Origin of the sequence: Rhizobium sp. BK377 (assembly GCF_014193935.1) — a bacterium.
Classification (GTDB): Bacteria; Pseudomonadota; Alphaproteobacteria; order Rhizobiales; family Rhizobiaceae; genus Rhizobium.
This window is the reverse complement of the sequence record NZ_JACIAC010000002.1, coordinates 580,889-599,283: the sequence shown is the minus strand read 5'-3', so window position 1 is coordinate 599,283 and position 18,395 is coordinate 580,889. Positions and strand designations below refer to the sequence as shown.

Genomic DNA, 18,395 nt, shown 5'->3' with positions numbered 1-18,395 from the left:
CAAGGCCGAGGATGACGAAGAGTAAAAGAAAAGCCTTTTCAATAAATTAAGAGGCGACTCCGGGAGTCGCCCTTTTCATTTCATCAGGCTGCCAGCGAGGCGATGTCGATGACGAAGCGGTAGCGCACGTCGCTCTTCAGCACGCGCTCATAGGCTTCGTTGACCTGCTGGATGTTGATCTTCTCGATTTCCGAGACGATGTTGTGCTCGCCGCAGAAGTCGAGCATTTCCTGGGTTTCCTTGATCGAGCCGATCATCGAGCCGGAAATGCTCTTGCGGCCGGGAACCAGCGAGAAGGCGTGGACCGGGATCGCGTTTTCCGGAACGCCGACGACGACGAAGGCGCCGTCCACCTTCACGAGGCCGAGATAGGCGTTCCAGTCGATCTCGGCGCTGACGGTGCAGATGACGAGGTCGAAGGCGCCGCGGAGCTTCGTGAAGGTCTCCGGGTCGTTGGTGGCATAATATTCCTTGGCGCCGAGCTTCAGGCCATCTTCCTTCTTGGAGAGGGTCTGCGAGAGCACGGTGATATCGGCACCCATGGCAGCACCGAGCTTGACGCCCATATGGCCGAGACCGCCCATGCCGACGATCGCGATCTTCTTGCCGGGGCCGGCATTCCAGTGGCGCAGCGGCGAATAGAGCGTGATGCCGGCGCAGAGCAACGGGGCGGAGGCATCCAGCGGAAGGTTGTCCGGGATGGACATGACATAGCCTTCCTTGACGACGATCGAGTCGGAATAGCCGCCCTGGGTGCGGGTCTTGCCGTCGGCTTCGAACTCGTTGTAGGTGCCGACGAGGCCCGGCATGTACTGCTCGCGGTCGACGTCGCGGGTGGCGCAACCGACGCAGGAATCGACGAAGCAGCCGACGCCGACGCGGTCGCCGACCTTGAACTTGGTCACTTCAGAACCGACTGCCGTGACGATGCCGGCGATCTCATGGCCCGGAACGATCGGATAGACAGCATTCTTCCATTCGTTGCGGACGGTGTGGATGTCCGAATGGCAGATGCCGGCAAACTTGATGGCGATGACGACGTCATCCGGGTTCGGATTGCGGCGTTCGAACGTGAAAGGCGTCAGCGGCTTGGAAGCGTCAGTCGCGGCATAACCTCTAGCGATAGGCATGGGAACCATCCTTTTTCGATTTGGGAGGGGTGGGTGAGAGGGTGACCGGACTATCGCCCGGAACCGCGCAGCAGCGTTAGAGCGATACTCTCAGCTTTTTGCACGATCCTGCAAAAGTGAGCCGGACACCTGTTTGCGAAACGGAAAAGGCGCTTTAGATAAAGACGGTATCGCTGGCGCCAGACAGAAAGAGTTGCCGCATGACATTGCCTTTCAACCCCTATCAGGAAATCGTCGATATCGCGATGCGCTATGCGCCCGGCGATGGCGAGTTCCGCACATCGATCGGCAATCTCCATATCAGCCGCCGTTCCAAGCCGAGCGACCCGCTGCACAGCAGCTATAAGCCCTGCTTTGCCTTTGTGCTGCAGGGTGCCAAGAGCCTGCGTCTCGGCGATGAGTTCATCAGCTACGGAACCGGCGACTATCTCCTGACCTCGCTCGATCTGCCGGTCGCCTGGCGCATTGCCGAGGCAAGCCCCGACGTGCCGCATCTCTGTCTTGGGCTCGGGATCGACTCCGAAATGCTGCTGGAGCTCCTGAGCCGTATCGACATTCCGCACCCGGCCTCCCATACCGACGGGCAGCGCGGCATGACCGTCAATGTTGCGCCACCGGAGCTTCTGGATGCTGCCGTGCGCCTGTTGCGCTTGCTCGATCGTCCAGATGACATTCCGGCCATGGCGCCGCTGATCGAGCAGGAAATCCTCTATCGGATCCTGACCGGGCCTGACGGCGAGCGGCTGATCAATATTGCCACGGCCGACAGCCACAGCAACAGGATCGCGCGGGCTGTGGCCTGGCTGAAGGAGAATTTCGCTCGGCCGTTGCGCATCGAGGATCTCGCCGACCATGTCAGCATGAGCGCGTCTTCCTTCCATCACCATTTCAAATCGGTGACGGCGATGACGCCGATGCAGTACCAGAAGCAGCTTCGCCTGCACGAGGCGCGCCGGCTGATGCTGGTGGAAAGGCTGGATGCCGGCACAGCCGGTCATCGGGTCGGCTACCAGAGCCCGTCGCAGTTTAGCCGCGAATATAGCCGCCTCTATGGTGCGTCACCGGCCCGCGATGTCGATGGCGCCCGGGATGCGGTGGCAGCGGAGTAGGGTTCAGCCCGGAAATTTCAGGGCCTTGTCGTTGCGGCACTTCGCCAGCGCGAGTTGGCGGAAGGAAAGGATGCGGGTGATGCGCTCCTTGCCATCGGTTTCGACGCTCATGCAGGCGCAGGCATAGCCGTAATTGCCGTTGGTCTTCACATAATCATGCTCGGAAATATCGGGGATCAGGTCCATGCCCTCGGGCTCGTCGCCGCTTCCCTGAGTCATGATCGTCCAGGTGTTTTGCGCGTCGTCCAGCCACCAGTTGGCGGGTGTGGGGTTCTGGATCCAGCCGCAGCGCGTCTCCGCAGCAAGAGCCGGAACGGCGAGGGCTAACGATAGAGCGGCGACGACAGCTATTGTCTTCATGGGCGATTCTCCTTGGTGCCGAATGCTCACCTATTTGCCCGCCTTCGAACAGCCGAATTCCGGTGTTTCATATGACATGAAAAAATCTGCTGATGCTTCTTGACGGGAGCCTGCGATCTGGCGCATAACACCACGAACCGTACCGTACGGTACGTAAATGGGGAGTTGAGACCGTGTCAGTCGATGTTGCAGAGCCGAGCGAGTTTTCGCCACGCCAGAACGCCGTTCTGGAGCAGGCGCTGCAGCTTCTCGTCGATGGCGGCGAGAAGGCGCTGACGACATCGGGTGTGGCGCGCGCCGCCAACTGCTCCAAGGAAAGCCTCTATAAATGGTTTGGCGACCGCGACGGTCTGCTCTCGGCGATGATCGCCTATCAGGCGAGCAAGGTGCGTACCTTCGAGCGCAGCGGCGAGCGGCTGACCTATACAAGCCTGCACGACCATCTCGTCATATTCGCCCGCGACCTGCTCGAGGTTCTGGCCGGCGACGTGTCGCTGGCGCTCAACCGGCTGGCGATCGGCCAGTCCCACCGCGACGGCTCCAAGCTCGGCAAGCTCTTGCTCGAACGCGGCCGCCGGCAGATCGACCGCCGCGCCATGGCGCTGATCGATGCGGGAAAAAGGGCAGGGCTGCTGCGCTTCCATGATGCCGACGAAGCCTATCATACGCTTTACGGCCTTGTTGTTTCCGACCTGCATGTGCGCATGCTGCTCGGCGAGCCGGGCCTCAAGGATACTGCGCGTCAGGCGGAGAAGGCGGTGACCGCCTTTCTGCGCCTCTACGGCACGGACAAGGTTCTGGCGGAGATGCCGATCCTCGGCTGACCGCTTTACTGACAGTCAACAAGACAAGCAAAAGGGAAGGAATTTCAATGCGCGTCTATTACGATCGTGATGCCGATCTCAACCTCATCAAGTCGAAGAAGGTCGCCGTCATCGGCTATGGTTCGCAGGGTCGCGCACATGCGCTGAACCTCAAGGATTCCGGCGCCCAGAACGTCGCCATCGCGCTCAAGGCCGGTTCGCCGACCGTCAAGAAGGCCGAAGCTGATGGCTTCAAGGTCATGACGGTTGCTGAAGCTGCCGCCTGGGCCGACCTGATGATGATGGCTACCCCGGACGAACTGCAGGCCGACATCTACAAAGCCGACATTGCTCCGAACATCCGTGACGGTGCCGCCATTGCCTTCGCACACGGCCTCAACGTTCACTTCGGCCTCATCGAGCCGAAGGCTTCCGTCGACGTCGTCATGATCGCTCCGAAGGGCCCTGGCCACACGGTTCGCGGCGAATACCAGAAGGGCGGCGGCGTTCCCTGCCTCGTTGCCGTTCACCAGAACGCTTCCGGCAATGCGCTTGAGCTCGCTCTCTCCTACGCCTGCGGCGTTGGCGGCGGCCGTTCGGGCATTATCGAAACCAACTTCCGCGAAGAGTGCGAAACCGACCTCTTCGGCGAACAGGTCGTTCTCTGCGGCGGTCTCGTAGAGCTTATCCGCGCCGGTTTCGAAACGCTTGTTGAAGCAGGTTACGCTCCGGAAATGGCCTATTTCGAGTGCCTGCACGAAGTGAAGCTGATCGTTGACCTGATCTATGAAGGCGGCATCGCCAACATGAACTACTCGATCTCCAACACGGCCGAGTGGGGCGAATATGTCTCCGGTCCGCGCATCATCACCGCCGAGACCAAGGCTGAAATGAAGCGCGTCCTCAAGGACATCCAGACCGGCAAGTTCACCTCCGACTGGATGCAGGAATACCGCGCCGGCGGCTCGCGCTTCAAGGGCATTCGCCGCCTGAACGACAGCCACCAGATCGAGGAAGTCGGCACGAAGCTCCGCGCCATGATGCCTTGGATCGGCAAGAACAAGCTGGTCGACAAGTCGGTCAACTAAGCGGTTTTTGGACTGTGATTATGAAGGGCCGGGGCGAAAGCTCCGGCCTTTTTTGTTATTGAAGTATTCGTTTGGGATCCGCTGTTCTTGAGGCTGACGTGTTTGAAGCAACCATGATGTCTGCGAGGCAGGATCTGGAACAGGGAGTTCAATCTCTCTATTCTGCATTCGGGAATTATCCGTTTCCGAATTCTCTCGATGCTTCGCCGCTGCGCGAGCCAGAGAGAATTCTCGCAAACCTGAAATCGGCGCCGCTGCGGGAGCTGAGCGCTGAAGCGCTTGGACCCTATGCGGCGAGTGCGATGACGACTATCGGCTCCGCCGGCGAGTTCAAGCATTTCCTGCCTCGCATCCTTCATCTGGCGCTCATCCGTCCTGCCTCCTACGGCTTCGAACCACCCGCCATCGCTTCGAAGCTCGCTTTCTGCGATTGGAAGCGGTGGCCTGTCGTCGAGCAGACAGCGGTCGCCAATGTTTTCTATGCAGCTTGGGCCTTCAAGAGATTGCTGGATCCCGATTCCGATCCGTCCGCCTGGGATTGGATACTGGCGATGGCAAGGCTCGATCTTCAGTTTGAATCTTGTCTGGGTCTATGGATACGGCAACCGACGCCCAATGCTTTTCTGCAGCTCGCAGGCGCCGACCTGAAGAGTCTCTACCGAGGCAACGGCTTCTGGGAGGATATCGCAGTCGAAAAGCGCGGCCTCGTACTTGATTGGTTGACCGGCGGCACTGTCGAAGATGCAGTGATTGGTTTTGTGGATGCAATACCATCAGCGCAGCAGTGGCAGATCGACCGTCTGCTTGATGAGATTACGGAACTACGGCGATTGCCTTCGCGAATTGCAGCGTGTGGAGAATAGCACCGTCCGGTGAGAGACCGGTTGCAAGCTCGGGCCTTGTTATTTACGGGCGGCAAGATGCAGCCAGCGGGTCGGCTTGCCGTCGTAACCACCGCCATCGGCTTCTCTGATCGAGACATCCTTCCAGCCGCCGGCAACAAGCAATTCCTGCAGCCATTCCCTTGAAGGGTAGTTGTAATAGCGTCCGAAATCATCTTGGCCTTCTGCCGTGCCGGCCTTGAAGCTTGCATGGAAGACGCCGCCGTGTTTCAAAGCGTTGCGGATGAGAGTGAGGATGTCCGGGAGATCGGCGCGAGGCGCATGCAGGAGGCTCGCCTCCGCCCAGACGCCGTCGAATTCCTCTCTGGTTGACAGCTCTTCGAAGCGCATGACTTTCACCGGCCTGCCGATCAGCTTCTCGGCCCGCCTGGCAAGCGCAGCCGAGCCATCCGTCGGCGTGACGTCGAAGCCCTTGGACAGCATGTAGGCGCAGTCCTGTCCACCGCCGCAGCCGAGTTCGAGGATACGTGCCTGTTCGGGGAGGGCGGCAAGGAAGGCATCGAGTCTGGCCGTCGGCGGCTTGCGATCTCGCGTCGCGTAGGTCTCGGCGTTGTTGTCGTAGAAAGAGGTTGTCATGACTTCTTCTCGATATAAACGACGCGGTCCAAGTCCTTGAAATGGGCGTCGAGGGTTAGAACGTCGGCATCGTGCAGTTCGGCGGTGGCGTAGATTATGGCATCGGCAAGGGCGAGCTTCCGCTTCGCCGAGACTTCCGCGGCGCGGCGGGCTAGTGCCGTGTCGAGGGGTGCTATGATGCAGGTGCCGGTATAGGCGAAGAAGGAATCGGCGGCATCCTCACCACGTTCGCGCTCGAGCCATTTGGCGAGCTCGAGCTGGACGATGGTGGGGACGATGCATTCTGTCCGCGCAGGCATTTCGCCTTGCAGGCGATCTGCGGCAGGACCTTGGGTCAGCCATTCGATCCAAGCCGAACTGTCGACGACGCGCATCAGAGGCGGTCTTTCCTGTCGCGGTAATTGCTGGGGTCCGCACCTTTGGCCATGCCCCTGAGATCGGCGAGTTCAGGGACAGGGATGAGAAGGACGCCTTTGCCCTTCGGGATGAAGATGAACTCCTGACCTGCGGACCAGTGCTGCTGTTCGCGCACTTCCTTGGGAATGGAGATCTGGAACTTTGCGGAGAGGGTCGCGGTTGCCATTCTTACCTTTCCTCTATCGATCTGCAAAAGGTAAGAATTCAACTGGCGGCAGTCAATGACGAACCGTATTCAGATACAAAAAAACCGGGCGTGATGCCCGGTTTCGAATTTGTCGCTTTGCCCTGTGTAAAACCTGCCTGTCAGGACTGCCAAGGCGGTCCCGACACTCGGAGTTCAGATCACAGAACGCGGCGCGTCCAGCCGCGCTCGTCGTTGGTGACGCCCTTCTGCAGGCTGACGAGCTGCTGGCGCAGGTCTGTGGTGAGCTTGCCGGTCTGGCCGTCGCCGACCTTGAACTCGCCGCCGGCGTGGCGAACGAGGCCGATGCCGGCGAGCACCGCGGCGGTGCCGCAGGCGAAGGCTTCGACAAGCTTGCCGCTCGCCGCATCCGCCTGCCATTCCTCGAAGGAGTAGGGGCGTTCTTCGACGCGCAGGCCCTTTTCCTTGGCGAGTACGATGACCGAGGCGCGGGTGATACCAGGCAGGATCGTGCCGCCGAGCGGCGGGGTGACGACCGATCCGTCATTCATCACGAAGAAGACGTTCATGCCGCCGAGTTCTTCAACCCAGCGATGCTCTGCGGCGTCAAGGAAGACGACCTGATCGCATTCCTTCTTCGCAGCTTCTGCTTGCGCCACGAGGCTGGCCGCATAATTGCCGCCGCATTTTGCAGCACCCGTGCCGCCGGCTGCTGCGCGGGTATAGGTGGTTTCGACCCAGAGCGAGACGGCCTTCGCGCCGCCCTTGAAATAGGCTCCAACAGGGGAGGCGATGATGCAGAAGATATATTCCTGGGCCGGGCGAACGCCGAGGAAGGCTTCGTTGGCGAACATGAAGGGGCGAAGGTAGAGGCTGGCGTCGCCGGAGGGGATCCAGTTCTTGTCGACGCGGACGAGTTCCTCGACCGCTTTCAGGAAGAGTTCTTCCGGCACGGCCGGCATCGCCATGCGGGCGGCCGACTGCGCGAAACGGCGGGCGTTCTCCTCCGGCCGGAAGAGCAGGATTCGGCCATCGTCCGCCTTGTAGGCTTTCATGCCTTCGAAGATTTCCTGGGCGTAGTGCAACACGGCACTGGCAGGATCGAGTTCCAGCGGGCGGCGCGGCGTCACCTTCGCATCGTGCCAGCCCTTGTCGGCGGTCCAGCGTGCCAGGACCATGTGATCCGTGAAGATCTTGCCGAAGCCGGGTGTTTCCAGTGCCTTGATGCGATCGGCGTCGGAGACGGGAGATTTGTGGAATTCGATTGTGATTTCAGGAGAGGTCGACGTCGCGGTCATGCTGGCACCTTGATAGTCCATTGAATAATGGCCGGCACACTAATGCCGCCGGGCCGGTTTTGGAAAGGTCTGAATCGGCCGGTTTCTGCTTTTGATCAAAGGAATAATCGCGTCATGGGGCGAAGGTTCACGCACGAGGCGGGCCATTCGATTCGATTGCGTGGAATCTCGAATGGCAGCCCAATCGGTACGAAGGCTTGGAATGGAACATCTCCAAACTTGTCACAGTGACAAGAAAATAGGTCAGCATTATTGACATAAATTCCACTGCATGGTGAGCTGCTGATATTATAAAAATATGAGGAAACCCCATGCTGAACTGGGACAATATGTTTGCGACGCGCTCCACGAGGATGCGCGCTTCGGAAATCCGCGAGCTTCTGAAACTTCTCGACCGGCCGGATATTATCTCCTTTGCCGGTGGCATTCCCGACCCCTCGCTGTTTCCAGACAAGGAATTCAAGCAGGCCTACGCGGATATTTTTGACAGCGCGGCCGTTAATTCAGCGCTGCAATATTCCGTTTCCGAAGGCTACAAGCCGCTGCGCGAATGGCTGGTCAAACAGATGGCGGGTCTCGGCATTCCCTGCGGGCTCGACAATGTCTTCATCGTTTCCGGTTCGCAGCAGGGCCTCGATTATCTCGGCAAGCTGTTTCTTTCGCCAAACGATACGGCGCTCGTCACCTGGCCGACCTATCTCGGCGCGCTGCAGGCCTTCAATGCCTATGAGCCCTCCTACGATCAACTGACGCCGGGCGGCAACCGCACGCCGGATTCCTATCGCGAAGCTGCGACGCAGAAGGGCGGCAAGGTGAAATTCGCCTATCTCTCGGCCGATTTTTCCAACCCGACCGGCGAGACCGTCGACCGCGATGGCCGCGAGAAAGTTCTCGATCTTGCCGAAGAGCTCGACATCGCCGTCATCGAAGATGCCGCCTATCAGTCGCTGCGGTATGATGGGGATCCAATCCCGCCGATCCTGGCGCTGGAAATTGCGCGGAAGGGCCATATCAACGATACGCGCACCATCTATTGCGGCAGCTTCTCCAAGACGCTTGCACCGGGCCTTCGTGTCGGCTTCATCGTCGCCAATGCGCCCGTCATCCGCAAGCTGGTGCTGATGAAACAGGCGGCCGACCTGCATTCTTCGAGCATCAACCAGATGGCGATTTCGGAAGTTGCCGAGCGCGGTTTCGATGCGCAGGTCGCCAAGATCAGGGCGGCCTACAGCCATCGCCGCAACTGCATGCTGGCCGCCCTTGAAAAGTATATGCCTGCAGGCACGAGCTGGACGAAGCCGGAAGGCGGCATGTTCATCTGGGTCACATTGCCCAAGGGCATGGACGGCGCCGAGCTGCTCGCCAAGTCTCTCGAAAGCGCCAAGGTCGCCTTCGTTCCGGGCAAGGCCTTCTTTGCCGATGGTTCGGGCGCCAATACGTTCCGTGTCAGCTTCTCCTGCGCCAACGAGCAGATGATCGAAGAGGGCATCAGCCGTCTCGGCAAGCTCATCGCCAGCGAGATCGATTAAATAAATACGTCCGTAGATATCGGCGTTGCATTTACTGCGGTGCAGCGCCGATAATCTGTGAGGTTTTAAAACTTTGGCTGGACTCTAAAAAGAATTCTGGATTGATTCGTCAGGTGAATCTGATTCGAATTTGATTCGATTGTGAGATTCTGCCTGACGAGGTGGTGGGCCGGGCGTGTGTAGTTGAATTGCTGAAGCTTAGTGCCCTGCGGTTTACTCCCAAGGACCGTATTTTTCACTGAGCTGCAGCATTCTAAAAAAGGCAGCCGGAATGACCGAAGATGAATACTGGTCTGCAGTAAAAAACCATTTTCATGTAACGAGAACAAATCAAAAAGCAGGCGAGGATATGATTCTTTGCCAGCGATCCGACAGGACGCCGATACTGGTGGCAGATCCGGTGAAGATACGCTTTGAAGATCGTTACGACGAACTATGCAACTTTGCAGACAAAGAGGGGGTCGATCCCCCTCCTAGGACTTGTTAAGCAGCATCCGACAGAGGCACGGCGACCCACGGGGCCGTCATCTGCACTTCGTCAGATTCAAGTTCACGGACGATGACGTCGATACCTTCGGCGGCAAAGAGGGCTTTTATGGCAGCGGGCAAACCCTGAGTGACCTGCTCTTTTGAGTAGCCACTCACATAAAGACCCGGCATGTCTTCGCTGCTTGCATAAACTCGACCGCGATTTTCCACTATCGAGATATTTATCAGCTTCGCTTTGGTCGTCATGTTCCAAATCCTCCCAAGCACCATCACATGAACCGTTTACCGATCCGTAAATAATGCACCCATTTTAGGAGATGCTTCGCCGGGGCGAACTGTCAAGTTAATTCACGCTCGCTTCAGTGTGTTCTCTGACAGCTCATTTCGCAAGTGCAATAAATGCATGACAAACTTGCGTCAACCTGATGGCGGGTCTTTAAATGCGGGGCGGCGATCAGAAGATCGTCGTCCAGCCTTCGTTGGCGGTTTCGCTCTTGCCGTAACCGACCCGATCAGCAATTGCCCCATCGGCATCGATGAGGATGATATCGCCGCCCTTGTTGGCAAGCTGCGGGCCGCCATTCTCGGGATCGAGCGTGATGGTGCGGAATTCGCCCGAGGCGAGCGAGCCCGTCAATTTCTGCCGCCGGCCTTCGCCGTCTTCCAGCGACCAGCCTTCGATCGACATTGCCACATCCGAGCGATTGATGAGTGTCACCGTCTCGTCCTCGGTGCCGTCAGGGCGGTTCACCGGATTGATCATGGCGGCGACGATGCGCAGTGACGAGGCGACGATCGGCTGCGGGCGGCGGGTGCCTTCGCCGCGGCCCTGGCCGCCTCTGTTGTCGCCGACCGGATGGCCGGTGTTGGCGTCGGTATTCCAGTTTTGTGACTGAAAGCCGAGGAAGATCGCTGCCCAATGGTCTTCGTCCGAAAAGTGGATCAGCAGCGCGCCGTCCTGATTGGGGCCGCTGGTCGCGCTGAAGCTGCCGCTGTCACCCTGGTTCATGTGGATATCGTGGATGCCGTTGCCCGGCTCGAAACCGAAATATTCGTCCGGCTTGTTCTTCTCCGGTCCCCAGGCTTCGCCAAAGGCATAGAAGTGGATCGACTTGTCGGCGATGCCTTCCTGCACGATCGGTTCAATGAAATCGCGCAGGTCGTTCTTCGGTCCGTCGACCTGGAAGGGGGCGACATCCATGTCCTCGCGCTCGATCATGCCGCCGCGGACGTAGTCGATCGCCAGGTCCTTTCGCTCGCCGCGGATATCCGTCAGGCCCATCGGCAGGGCGGCAAGTTCAGCCGTCAGCTCCGCATGTTGGAAATTCATGACATTGGCGTAAAGCAAGTCGTGCGGCGATTCCTTCGAGCGCACGTTCATGGCGATGCGGTAGCTGACGCCATCGGCCTCGATGCGGATTTCGATATGCGGATCGTTGTCGTCGTCAAGGGCGAGCGCCGAAGCCGTACCCTTCAGCACCTTGTAATTCCGGAGCATGGCGAACCTCGTGGTGGGCAGGGTTCACGATAGCATGGCGGAAATGCATCTTTTGTGACGCTGATTTTCCGCCATGCAACGCTTTGGAATCTTACTTCTTCACATGCGGGGCGAAGAGTTCCATGTCGGCTTCGCTGAGCCTGTCGTTTGCCGTATTCAGCTGATGCCAGTAGGGGTAGATGACCGGCGGCACGCTGACGTCGTCGAGGCGCTTGCGCTCCTCATTTGAGAGCTTCAGGTCTGCGGCGGCGAGGTTGTCCTTGAATTGGGCCTCGGTACGGCCACCGATGATGACGGAGGTGACCGCCTTGCGGCCGATTAGCCAGGCGAGTGCCACCTGGGCAGCCGAAACACCGCGTTCCTGACCGATCGCCACGAGCGTCTCGACGATGTTCCAGAGGCGGTTTTCGTCGCGGATCGGCGGTTCGGTCCAGCCGGCGAACTGGCGGGTGCCTTCGGGAGCAGCCGCATTGCGGCGATGTTTGCCCGAGAGCAGGCCGCCGGCGAGCGGGCTCCAGACGAGCACGCCGAGGCCCTGATCGATCGAGATCGGCAGCAGTTCGTATTCGGCGTCGCGGGCTTCCAGCGTGTAGTGGATCTGTTGGCTGACGAAGCGCTGGTACTTGTGTTCATTGGCAACGCCGAGCGCCTTCATGATGTGCCAGCCGGAATAGTTCGAGCAGCCGATATAACGCACCTTGCCCTGCCTGATCAGCGTATCAAGCGCTTCCATCGTCTCTTCGAGCGGCGTCTGGCCATCCCATTCATGGACCTGATAGAGGTCGATAACGTCGGTCTTCATGCGCTTGAGGCTCGCCTCGCATTCGCGGATCAGGTGGTAGCGCGACAGGCCGCTGTCGTTCGGGCCGTCGCCCATGCCGAAGCGGGCCTTGGTGGCGAGCAGCACTCCATCAGGGCGCTTGCCGCCGAGCACTTCGCCGATGATGTGCTCGGATTCGCCGGAAGAATAGACGTTGGCCGTATCGATCAGGTTGACGCCGGCATCGAGGCAGATATCGACCATGCGGCGGGCCTCCTGGACGCCGAGATCGCCGACCATCTTTGCCCAGCCGACGCCGCCGAAGGTCATCGTGCCCATGGTCACGGTGGAAACTTTAAGGCCGGAACGGCCGAGCAAACGATATTCCATTGAAATTCCTCCTCCTGAAAATGGCATGATTGACGTACCGCAGTAAATCTCGCCGTCAAACGGCAGAACGTTCACGCCTGCGTGAATTTACGCCTTCGTTCGCTACCGCGCGAGGATAATCAGCCGACCAATTTCGGCAAAGGAGCCATGCCGGTATTGAGACGCCCTGTCACATCGCTGTAAAAGACCCCCAATAAGGAGGGGCATCACCATCGAGGATACCTTCCATGAAAGCTCTTGTTTCTGTCGCCGCACTTCTGGCCGCGGGCCTTTTCGCTATCCCGGCTTCTGCTGCCAATCTCGTTCTCTACACCAGCCAGCCGAACGAAGATGCGCAGGCGACCGTCGACGGCTTCATGGCTGCGAACCCCGATATCAAGATCGACTGGGTACGCGACGGCACGCCGAAGATCATGGCGAAGCTGCAGGCTGAAATCCAGGCCGGCAACCCGGTTGCCGACGTTCTCCTGATCGCCGATGTCGTGACGCTCGAGCGCCTGAAGGAAGACGGCAAGCTGCTCGCCTACAAGTCGCCGGAAGCACCCCAGTACGACGCCGCGCTCTACGACGCCGACGGCTATTACTATTCCACCAAGCTGATCACCACCGGCATCATGTACAACACGTCGGCTGCCATGAAGCCGACGAGCTGGAAGGATCTTGCCAAGCCGGAAGCCAAGGGCCTCGTCACCATGCCGAGCCCGCTCGCTTCAGGTGCTGCGCTGATCCACGCACAGACGCTGGCTGCCGTTCCAGGTCTCGGCTGGGATTTCTACAAGTCGCTCGCCGATAATGGGGCAGTCGCCTCCGGCGGCAATGGCGTCGTGCTGAAGTCCGTCGCCTCGGGCGAAAAGGCTTACGGCATGGTCGTCGATTACCTGCCGATCCGCGAAAAGGCGAAGGGCGCTCCGGTCGAGTTCGTCTTCCCGAGCGAAGGCGTATCTGCCGTAACCGAGCCGGTCGGCATTCTCGCCAGCACCAAGAATGCCGATGCTGCCAAGAAGTTCGTCGATTACGTTCTCTCCGAAAAGGGCCAGGAAGGCTTCCTGAAGCTCGGCTATATCCCGGCTCGTAACGGCATGAAGCTGCCCGCAGGCTTCCCGGCACGCGATACGATCAAGGTTCTGCCCATCAAGGCCGCCGAAGCGCTGAAGAATACCGACAAGGACCTGAAGACCTTTACGGATCTCTTCGGTTCGAAATAATAGATCCATGCAGGGTTATGTACGTGCAGGGAGCAGCCAGCCCGTCTGGCTGTTTCCTTTTATTATTTCGGTGGTTCTCTTCCTCAGCGTGCTGCCCCTGGCGCGACTCGCGATCGTCGGCATTTCCGCCTTTGCCAACGGCGGCGTCATGGTGGTTCTGTCGGACCCGATGGTCTGGTCGGCGGTCTATTACACCATTGTCACGGCCGTTCTCGGCACGCTCATCTCGCTCGTCATCGGCTGCGCCTTCGCCTATCTGCTGACACTGACGGATATTCCGGCCAAGGGGCCTCTCAGTTTCTTCTTCGTGCTGCCGATGATGATCCCGCCGCAAGTCACCGCCCTTGCCTGGGTGCAGATGTCGGGGCCGTCCAGCCCGCTTCTGAAGGCGCTGCATATCGCCCCGCCGATGGGATCGCCGCAGCCGCTCTATTCAGTCGGCGGCATTGCGCTGCTCTATGGTGTGCAGCATGCGCCGCTCGTCTATCTGGCGCTGAGGGCAGGGCTGATGACCCTTCCGCGCGACGGGGTTGAGGCGGCGAGGCTGTCAGGCGCATCGAGCCTGCGGGTCTTCCGGGACATCATCCTGCCGCTGTCGCTGCCGGGCGTCATTGCAGGAGCGGCGATCTCCTTTGTCTCCTGCACCGGCAATTTCGGCATTCCGGCCATTCTCGGCATTCCGGCCTCGATCTTCACGCTGCCGACGCTGATCTTCTCGAAATTCACCGCCTTTACCGGCCGCACTTTCGGCGATGTGGCGCTGCTGTCGGCCATCATCGCGCTGATTTCGGTCGCGGGTCTGGCGATCCAGGACCGGGCGCTGCGCGGGCGCGACTATCGCGTCATCGGGCTTTCGGGTGCCACGGCCGCCTTCGAGCTTGGCACATGGAAGCTCGTGTTCGCACCGCTGCTCTGGATCGTGCTGTTCTTCATGCTGGCCGCGCCCTTCTTCGCGCTGGTCGCGGGGGCTCTGGTGCCGGCCTATGGCGTGCCACTCACCTTCAAGACGATGACGTTCCATGCCTTCGAGGAAATCCTCTTCCGGCAGGCGGTGACACGCACGGCCTTCGTCAATTCGCTGTCGCTCGCAAGCGGAGCGGCGGTCGGCCTGCTCTTCGTGACAGTGCTTGCGGCTTATGCGCTGACGCGGCGGAAGGATACGCTGTCCCGCATTGTCTCCAGCCTTGCCGAAATTCCCTATTCGCTGCCGGGGATCGTCATGGCGGTGTGCTTCATTCTCGTCTTCGCCGCACCGATTCCGGTGCTGAACGTGACGCTCTATGGCACGGTTTGGATCATTCTCATCGCTTATTTCTCCTCCTTCTTCGCCGTCAGCCTAAAGCCCGTGGTCAGTGCCTTTCACCAGCTCGACCCGGCGCTGGAGGAGGCAGCAAGGCTGTCCGGCGCCGGCTTCCTCCGGCGGCTGAAAGATATCATCGTGCCGCTGATTGCGCCGGCGGCCGGTGCCTCGGTCATCCTCGTCTTCCTGATTGCCTGCAACGAGTTGACGATTTCGGCGCTGCTCTGGTCGGCGGGCACGCAGACGCTCGGCGTTGCCATCTACAATCTCGATGACAGCGGCAGTTCGGATCTTGCTTCGGCTCTCTCCGTGCTCGTCGTCTTCATGGTCGTCGCCATGATGCTGCTTCTGGAGCTTCTGGCGAAACATCTGCCCAAGGGAGTGGTGCCGTGGCGAAGCTGATCCTCAATCAGGTGGCCAAGGATTTCGGCACCGGCAGGGCAGCCGTCAGCGGCTTTTCGCTGGATGTTCGCGAGGGCGGTTTTCTGGCTCTGCTCGGCCCCTCCGGCTGCGGCAAGACCACGGTGCTGCGGATGATTGCCGGCTTCGAGACGCCGAGCGACGGTTCCATCCACCTCGGCGAGCGGCTCCTCGCCGACGCCTCGCAATCACTGCCGCCGGAAAAGCGCAATATGGCGATGGTCTTCCAGTCATACGCGCTCTGGCCACATATGAGTGTCGCCGATAATGTCGGATATCCGCTGAAGGTACGCGGCATCTCCGGTGAGACCTACAAGGCGAAAGTACGCGAGGCGCTATCGACCGTGCGCCTCGTCGATTATGCCGAGCGGCGGCCGGCCGATCTTTCGGGCGGCCAGCGGCAGCGCGTGGCGCTGGCCCGCTGCCTGGTGACATCGCCCGACGTCGTGCTGCTCGACGAGCCGCTCGCCAACCTCGACCGGCATCTGAAGCAGGAGATGGAAGAGACGTTCCGTGAGTTCCACCAGCGCTCGGGCGCCACGATGATCTATGTGACGCATGACCAGAGCGAGGCGATGGCACTGGCGACCGACATCGCCGTCATGTCCGAAGGACGGCTGCTGCAGGTGGCACCGCCCGCGGAGATCTATGCGCGGCCGGAAGGACGCATGGTCGGCGGGCTGATCGGCCGCGGCGCGATCGTCACGCTGCCTGTCATGGGGAGTGAGCGCCAGCTTGAATGGGACGAGCTGGAGGGCGCGCTACATGCCGCCAATATCGACGGCGCCGATATTCTGGTGCGGCCGGAAGATGTGATCATCGGCGGCGAGGGCGCGCCGGCAACCGTCGAATCCGTGCTCTTCGAGGGTGAGCGTCATGCCGTGAAGTTAATGCTCGGCAACGGCCAGGCGTTGCGCGCCTACAGCCGCGTGGCTGTTGTCCCTAATGAGGCAGTGCATGTCGTCATACGCGCCGGCTGGCGGCTCTGACGGACAAACGGCTTTTCGAAGCGCCTATTCGACTTTAACTGTTTTCAAGCGATTCCGGACGCAAAACCGCTGCACACTTTTGCTGGAATTGCTCTAGTAATTGGCGTCGATCCAACCGGGAATGCCTGATGTCGCTTCGCCTTGCCACTTTCAATGTCGAGAACCTGCTGACCCGTTTCGATTTCACGGGCTATCGCAACCAGCTTCGGCAGGACCGCGTCATCAAGCTCTTCGAGGTCAATAACGAGGGCGTCTACCAGCAGCTCGAGCAGGCACGGGTGATCGCCTCGACCGATGATACCAGACAGATGACAGCGCTCGCCATTGCAGATGCGGATGCCGATATTCTCTGCCTGCAGGAAATCGACAGTATGGCCGCCCTTCAGGCCTTCGAATACGGCTATCTCTACCGCATGGTCGGCAACGGCTACCGGCAGAAATACCTGGTCGAAGGCAATGACAGCCGCGGCATCGATGTCGCCGTGTTGATGCGCGAGGAAACGCGCGACGGCCAAAAGATCGAACTGAAGGACATCAAGAGCCATGCGATGGTGACCTATCGCGATTTCGCTCTCTTCGACGAGGAGATCGGCAAGACCAACCGGCTCGACGACAAGATCTTCAAGCGCGACTGCCTGGAACTGGATTTGAGGGTCGGCGGGGTGCCGCTGACGCTCTACGTCGTGCATTTCAAGTCGATGGGCAACCCGCGCGACGGCCTGGACGGACGGCAATCGACCCTGCCGATCCGCCGGGCGGAGGCGCGCGCCGTTCGCCGCATCATCGAAAACCGATTCGGCACCGGGCATACGGCGAAAAAGAACTTCGTCATCTGCGGCGACATGAACGACTATCAGGAGCGGGTCGATGTTATCGGCCGTCGCGGCACCGGCTACCGGTTCGTGCATCAGGACGAAGCAGAGAGCGCGCTCGATGTCTTCAGCCAGGACGGATTTGCCGAAAATGTCGTGCGCCGCCGCGAGCCGCTCGACCGCTGGACGCTCTATCATGCGCGCGGGCCGGAGGAGCAGTGGCTCTGCCAGCTCGACTATCTCTGGCTGTCACCCGCACTTGCTGCCGCCAATGCCAAGCGCATCCCCGAAATCATCCGCCACGGACAGCCCTACCGCACCGTCTTCCCGCCGGGGCAAGAGGTGGAGCGTTACCCGCGCACCGGCTGGGACAGGCCGAAGGCATCCGACCACTGCCCAGTCGTCATGACCTTGGATCTTTTATGACCGCGAGCTTTTCAACGGAATTTTCAGAAGATCTTTCAGCTTTTCCCCCGGAGCGGACGGTATTTTCGGTTGCAGGAACCGACTTGCGCGTGCTGGACGGCGATCATCCCTTCCTTGTCGCCAACCGATCGGTGATCCGCGAGAACTGGGAGCGCGAAATTGCCGCCAACCCTGCGCTTTTCGATGGTCGCATGGTGCTGCAGCACCGGCTGAAGCTCTCAGAGGCGGGGATTGCAGGCGAAGCCTATATCGTTCCCTTCTCGGCTTTCATGTGGTGGCGCAGGCAGCCGGAGCGGAAGGGCGCCATTCATCTCTTTGCCTATCCGGTGCTGGAATCCTCGGATGGTGCGCTGGTCGCGATTCGGATGGGGGCGCATACGGCCAATCCCGGTCAGGTCTATTTCGCAGCCGGTTCGCTCGAGCCGGAAGATGTGGTGGGCGGGCGCTGCGATATCGACAGCAACATGCGTCGCGAGGTGATGGAGGAAACGGGGCTGGATCTTGCTGACGCAATTGCGGGCGAGGGGCTGCATGCCGGTCACGTGCGAGGTTCGGTGTCGCTCTTCAAGTTGTTCCGCTTCGATATGACGGCCGATGAAATGGTCGATTTCATCGGCGCCCACATGCTGGTGGCCGACGACAAGGAAATTGCCGGGGCGGTTGCCATTCGCTCTGCCGATCCGGCCGCGCAGCCTTATAACGTCGCCATGCTGGCTATCATCGACTGGTATTTTAGCAGGTAAGCTTGC

19 protein-coding genes are annotated in these 18,395 nt (G+C 60.0%); 10 read left to right on the top strand and 9 right to left on the bottom strand.

Annotation, left to right across the window (positions count from 1 at the left end; genetic code table 11):
- Positions 1-83 precede the first annotated feature (83 nt).
- Positions 84-1,130, bottom strand: a complete 1,047-nt coding sequence (locus tag FHT92_RS11705; RefSeq protein ID WP_183825127.1) for an NAD(P)-dependent alcohol dehydrogenase — start codon at positions 1,128-1,130, stop codon at positions 84-86.
- Between the two features lie 200 nt (positions 1,131-1,330).
- Here FHT92_RS11705 and FHT92_RS11700 point away from each other — a divergent pair, with 200 nt between their 5' ends.
- Entirely contained in the window at positions 1,331-2,239 is a 909-nt protein-coding gene (locus tag FHT92_RS11700; RefSeq protein ID WP_183825124.1) for an AraC family transcriptional regulator, read from the top strand.
- Positions 2,240-2,242: 3 nt separating this feature from the next.
- Here the strand turns inward: FHT92_RS11700 and FHT92_RS11695 are convergent, their stop codons facing one another.
- Complete coding sequence (locus tag FHT92_RS11695; RefSeq protein ID WP_183825121.1) at positions 2,243-2,599, bottom strand: DUF4087 domain-containing protein; 357 nt, start codon at positions 2,597-2,599, stop codon at positions 2,243-2,245.
- Between the two features lie 173 nt (positions 2,600-2,772).
- Here FHT92_RS11695 and FHT92_RS11690 point away from each other — a divergent pair, with 173 nt between their 5' ends.
- From FHT92_RS11690 to FHT92_RS11680, 3 genes are all read left to right on the top strand, one after another.
- Complete coding sequence (locus FHT92_RS11690) at positions 2,773-3,423, top strand: TetR/AcrR family transcriptional regulator C-terminal domain-containing protein (protein WP_183825119.1); 651 nt, start codon at positions 2,773-2,775, stop codon at positions 3,421-3,423.
- Between the two features lie 47 nt (positions 3,424-3,470).
- The gene (gene ilvC, locus FHT92_RS11685) at positions 3,471-4,490 is read left to right on the top strand and encodes a ketol-acid reductoisomerase (RefSeq protein WP_183825116.1); all 1,020 of its coding nucleotides are present in this window, start codon (positions 3,471-3,473) and stop codon (positions 4,488-4,490) included.
- Between the two features lie 98 nt (positions 4,491-4,588).
- On the top strand, positions 4,589-5,353 hold the full coding sequence (locus tag FHT92_RS11680) for a hypothetical protein (RefSeq protein WP_183825113.1): 765 nt from the start codon (positions 4,589-4,591) through the stop codon (positions 5,351-5,353).
- A 39-nt stretch (positions 5,354-5,392) separates the two neighbouring features.
- Here the strand turns inward: FHT92_RS11680 and FHT92_RS11675 are convergent, their stop codons facing one another.
- From FHT92_RS11675 to FHT92_RS11660, 4 genes are all read right to left on the bottom strand, one after another.
- Complete coding sequence (locus FHT92_RS11675; RefSeq protein ID WP_183825111.1) at positions 5,393-5,968, bottom strand: class I SAM-dependent methyltransferase; 576 nt, start codon at positions 5,966-5,968, stop codon at positions 5,393-5,395.
- Positions 5,965-6,342, bottom strand: coding sequence for a type II toxin-antitoxin system VapC family toxin (locus FHT92_RS11670; protein WP_183825108.1), 378 nt, complete (start codon positions 6,340-6,342; stop codon positions 5,965-5,967). The genes FHT92_RS11675 and FHT92_RS11670 overlap by 4 nt, the downstream gene beginning before the upstream one ends.
- On the bottom strand, positions 6,342-6,551 hold the full coding sequence (locus tag FHT92_RS11665) for an AbrB/MazE/SpoVT family DNA-binding domain-containing protein (protein ID WP_183740467.1): 210 nt from the start codon (positions 6,549-6,551) through the stop codon (positions 6,342-6,344). Before FHT92_RS11665 ends, FHT92_RS11670 begins: the two co-directional genes overlap by 1 nt.
- 179 nt (positions 6,552-6,730) lie before the next feature.
- The gene (locus FHT92_RS11660) at positions 6,731-7,828 is read right to left on the bottom strand and encodes a branched-chain amino acid aminotransferase (protein ID WP_183825105.1); all 1,098 of its coding nucleotides are present in this window, start codon (positions 7,826-7,828) and stop codon (positions 6,731-6,733) included.
- A gap of 311 nt (positions 7,829-8,139) precedes the next feature.
- Between FHT92_RS11660 and FHT92_RS11655 the strand changes: the two genes are divergently transcribed.
- The gene (locus FHT92_RS11655) at positions 8,140-9,357 is read left to right on the top strand and encodes a PLP-dependent aminotransferase family protein (RefSeq protein WP_183825103.1); all 1,218 of its coding nucleotides are present in this window, start codon (positions 8,140-8,142) and stop codon (positions 9,355-9,357) included.
- A gap of 483 nt (positions 9,358-9,840) precedes the next feature.
- Here the strand turns inward: FHT92_RS11655 and FHT92_RS11650 are convergent, their stop codons facing one another.
- The 3 genes from FHT92_RS11650 to FHT92_RS11640 all read right to left on the bottom strand — a co-directional run bounded on the left by FHT92_RS11650 (position 9,841) and on the right by FHT92_RS11640 (position 12,494).
- Positions 9,841-10,092 (bottom strand): hypothetical protein, encoded by a 252-nt coding sequence (locus FHT92_RS11650; protein ID WP_183825101.1) that lies wholly within the window; start codon positions 10,090-10,092, stop codon positions 9,841-9,843.
- A 208-nt stretch (positions 10,093-10,300) separates the two neighbouring features.
- Positions 10,301-11,344: a DUF2278 family protein gene (locus tag FHT92_RS11645; protein WP_183825098.1), complete on the bottom strand. Its 1,044-nt coding sequence runs from the start codon at positions 11,342-11,344 to the stop codon at positions 10,301-10,303.
- Positions 11,345-11,435: 91 nt separating this feature from the next.
- Positions 11,436-12,494, bottom strand: a complete 1,059-nt coding sequence (locus FHT92_RS11640; RefSeq protein ID WP_183825096.1) for an aldo/keto reductase — start codon at positions 12,492-12,494, stop codon at positions 11,436-11,438.
- Between the two features lie 227 nt (positions 12,495-12,721).
- Between FHT92_RS11640 and FHT92_RS11635 the strand changes: the two genes are divergently transcribed.
- The 5 genes from FHT92_RS11635 (at position 12,722) to FHT92_RS11615 (ending at position 18,389) form a co-directional block, all read left to right on the top strand.
- Complete coding sequence (locus tag FHT92_RS11635; protein ID WP_183825093.1) at positions 12,722-13,699, top strand: ABC transporter substrate-binding protein; 978 nt, start codon at positions 12,722-12,724, stop codon at positions 13,697-13,699.
- 7 nt (positions 13,700-13,706) lie between these two features.
- A complete protein-coding gene (locus FHT92_RS11630; RefSeq protein WP_183825090.1) occupies positions 13,707-15,401 on the top strand; it encodes an ABC transporter permease in 1,695 nt (564 codons plus the stop codon).
- Positions 15,389-16,408: an ABC transporter ATP-binding protein gene (locus FHT92_RS11625; RefSeq protein WP_183825088.1), complete on the top strand. Its 1,020-nt coding sequence runs from the start codon at positions 15,389-15,391 to the stop codon at positions 16,406-16,408. Before FHT92_RS11630 ends, FHT92_RS11625 begins: the two co-directional genes overlap by 13 nt.
- Before the next feature lie 128 nt (positions 16,409-16,536).
- Positions 16,537-17,646 (top strand): endonuclease/exonuclease/phosphatase family protein, encoded by a 1,110-nt coding sequence (locus FHT92_RS11620; protein ID WP_183825085.1) that lies wholly within the window; start codon positions 16,537-16,539, stop codon positions 17,644-17,646.
- On the top strand, positions 17,643-18,389 hold the full coding sequence (locus FHT92_RS11615; RefSeq protein WP_183825082.1) for an NUDIX hydrolase: 747 nt from the start codon (positions 17,643-17,645) through the stop codon (positions 18,387-18,389). Before FHT92_RS11620 ends, FHT92_RS11615 begins: the two co-directional genes overlap by 4 nt.
- Positions 18,390-18,395: the final 6 nt, after the last annotated feature.

Coding starts and splice junctions, on each gene's coding strand:
- FHT92_RS11675 (WP_183825111.1), bottom strand. CDS start 5,968: ATGACAACCTCTTTCTACGACAACAACGCCGAGACCTACGCGACGCGA.
- FHT92_RS11620 (WP_183825085.1), top strand. CDS start 16,537: ATGTCGCTTCGCCTTGCCACTTTCAATGTCGAGAACCTGCTGACCCGT.
- FHT92_RS11665 (WP_183740467.1), bottom strand. CDS start 6,551: ATGGCAACCGCGACCCTCTCCGCAAAGTTCCAGATCTCCATTCCCAAG.
- FHT92_RS11615 (WP_183825082.1), top strand. CDS start 17,643: ATGACCGCGAGCTTTTCAACGGAATTTTCAGAAGATCTTTCAGCTTTT.
- FHT92_RS11655 (WP_183825103.1), top strand. CDS start 8,140: ATGCTGAACTGGGACAATATGTTTGCGACGCGCTCCACGAGGATGCGC.
- FHT92_RS11700 (WP_183825124.1), top strand. CDS start 1,331: ATGACATTGCCTTTCAACCCCTATCAGGAAATCGTCGATATCGCGATG.
- FHT92_RS11630 (WP_183825090.1), top strand. CDS start 13,707: ATGCAGGGTTATGTACGTGCAGGGAGCAGCCAGCCCGTCTGGCTGTTT.
- FHT92_RS11695 (WP_183825121.1), bottom strand. CDS start 2,599: ATGAAGACAATAGCTGTCGTCGCCGCTCTATCGTTAGCCCTCGCCGTT.
- FHT92_RS11640 (WP_183825096.1), bottom strand. CDS start 12,494: ATGGAATATCGTTTGCTCGGCCGTTCCGGCCTTAAAGTTTCCACCGTG.
- FHT92_RS11660 (WP_183825105.1), bottom strand. CDS start 7,828: ATGACCGCGACGTCGACCTCTCCTGAAATCACAATCGAATTCCACAAA.
- ilvC (WP_183825116.1), top strand. CDS start 3,471: ATGCGCGTCTATTACGATCGTGATGCCGATCTCAACCTCATCAAGTCG.
- FHT92_RS11670 (WP_183825108.1), bottom strand. CDS start 6,342: ATGCGCGTCGTCGACAGTTCGGCTTGGATCGAATGGCTGACCCAAGGT.
- FHT92_RS11705 (WP_183825127.1), bottom strand. CDS start 1,130: ATGCCTATCGCTAGAGGTTATGCCGCGACTGACGCTTCCAAGCCGCTG.
- FHT92_RS11635 (WP_183825093.1), top strand. CDS start 12,722: ATGAAAGCTCTTGTTTCTGTCGCCGCACTTCTGGCCGCGGGCCTTTTC.
- FHT92_RS11650 (WP_183825101.1), bottom strand. CDS start 10,092: ATGACGACCAAAGCGAAGCTGATAAATATCTCGATAGTGGAAAATCGC.
- FHT92_RS11645 (WP_183825098.1), bottom strand. CDS start 11,344: ATGCTCCGGAATTACAAGGTGCTGAAGGGTACGGCTTCGGCGCTCGCC.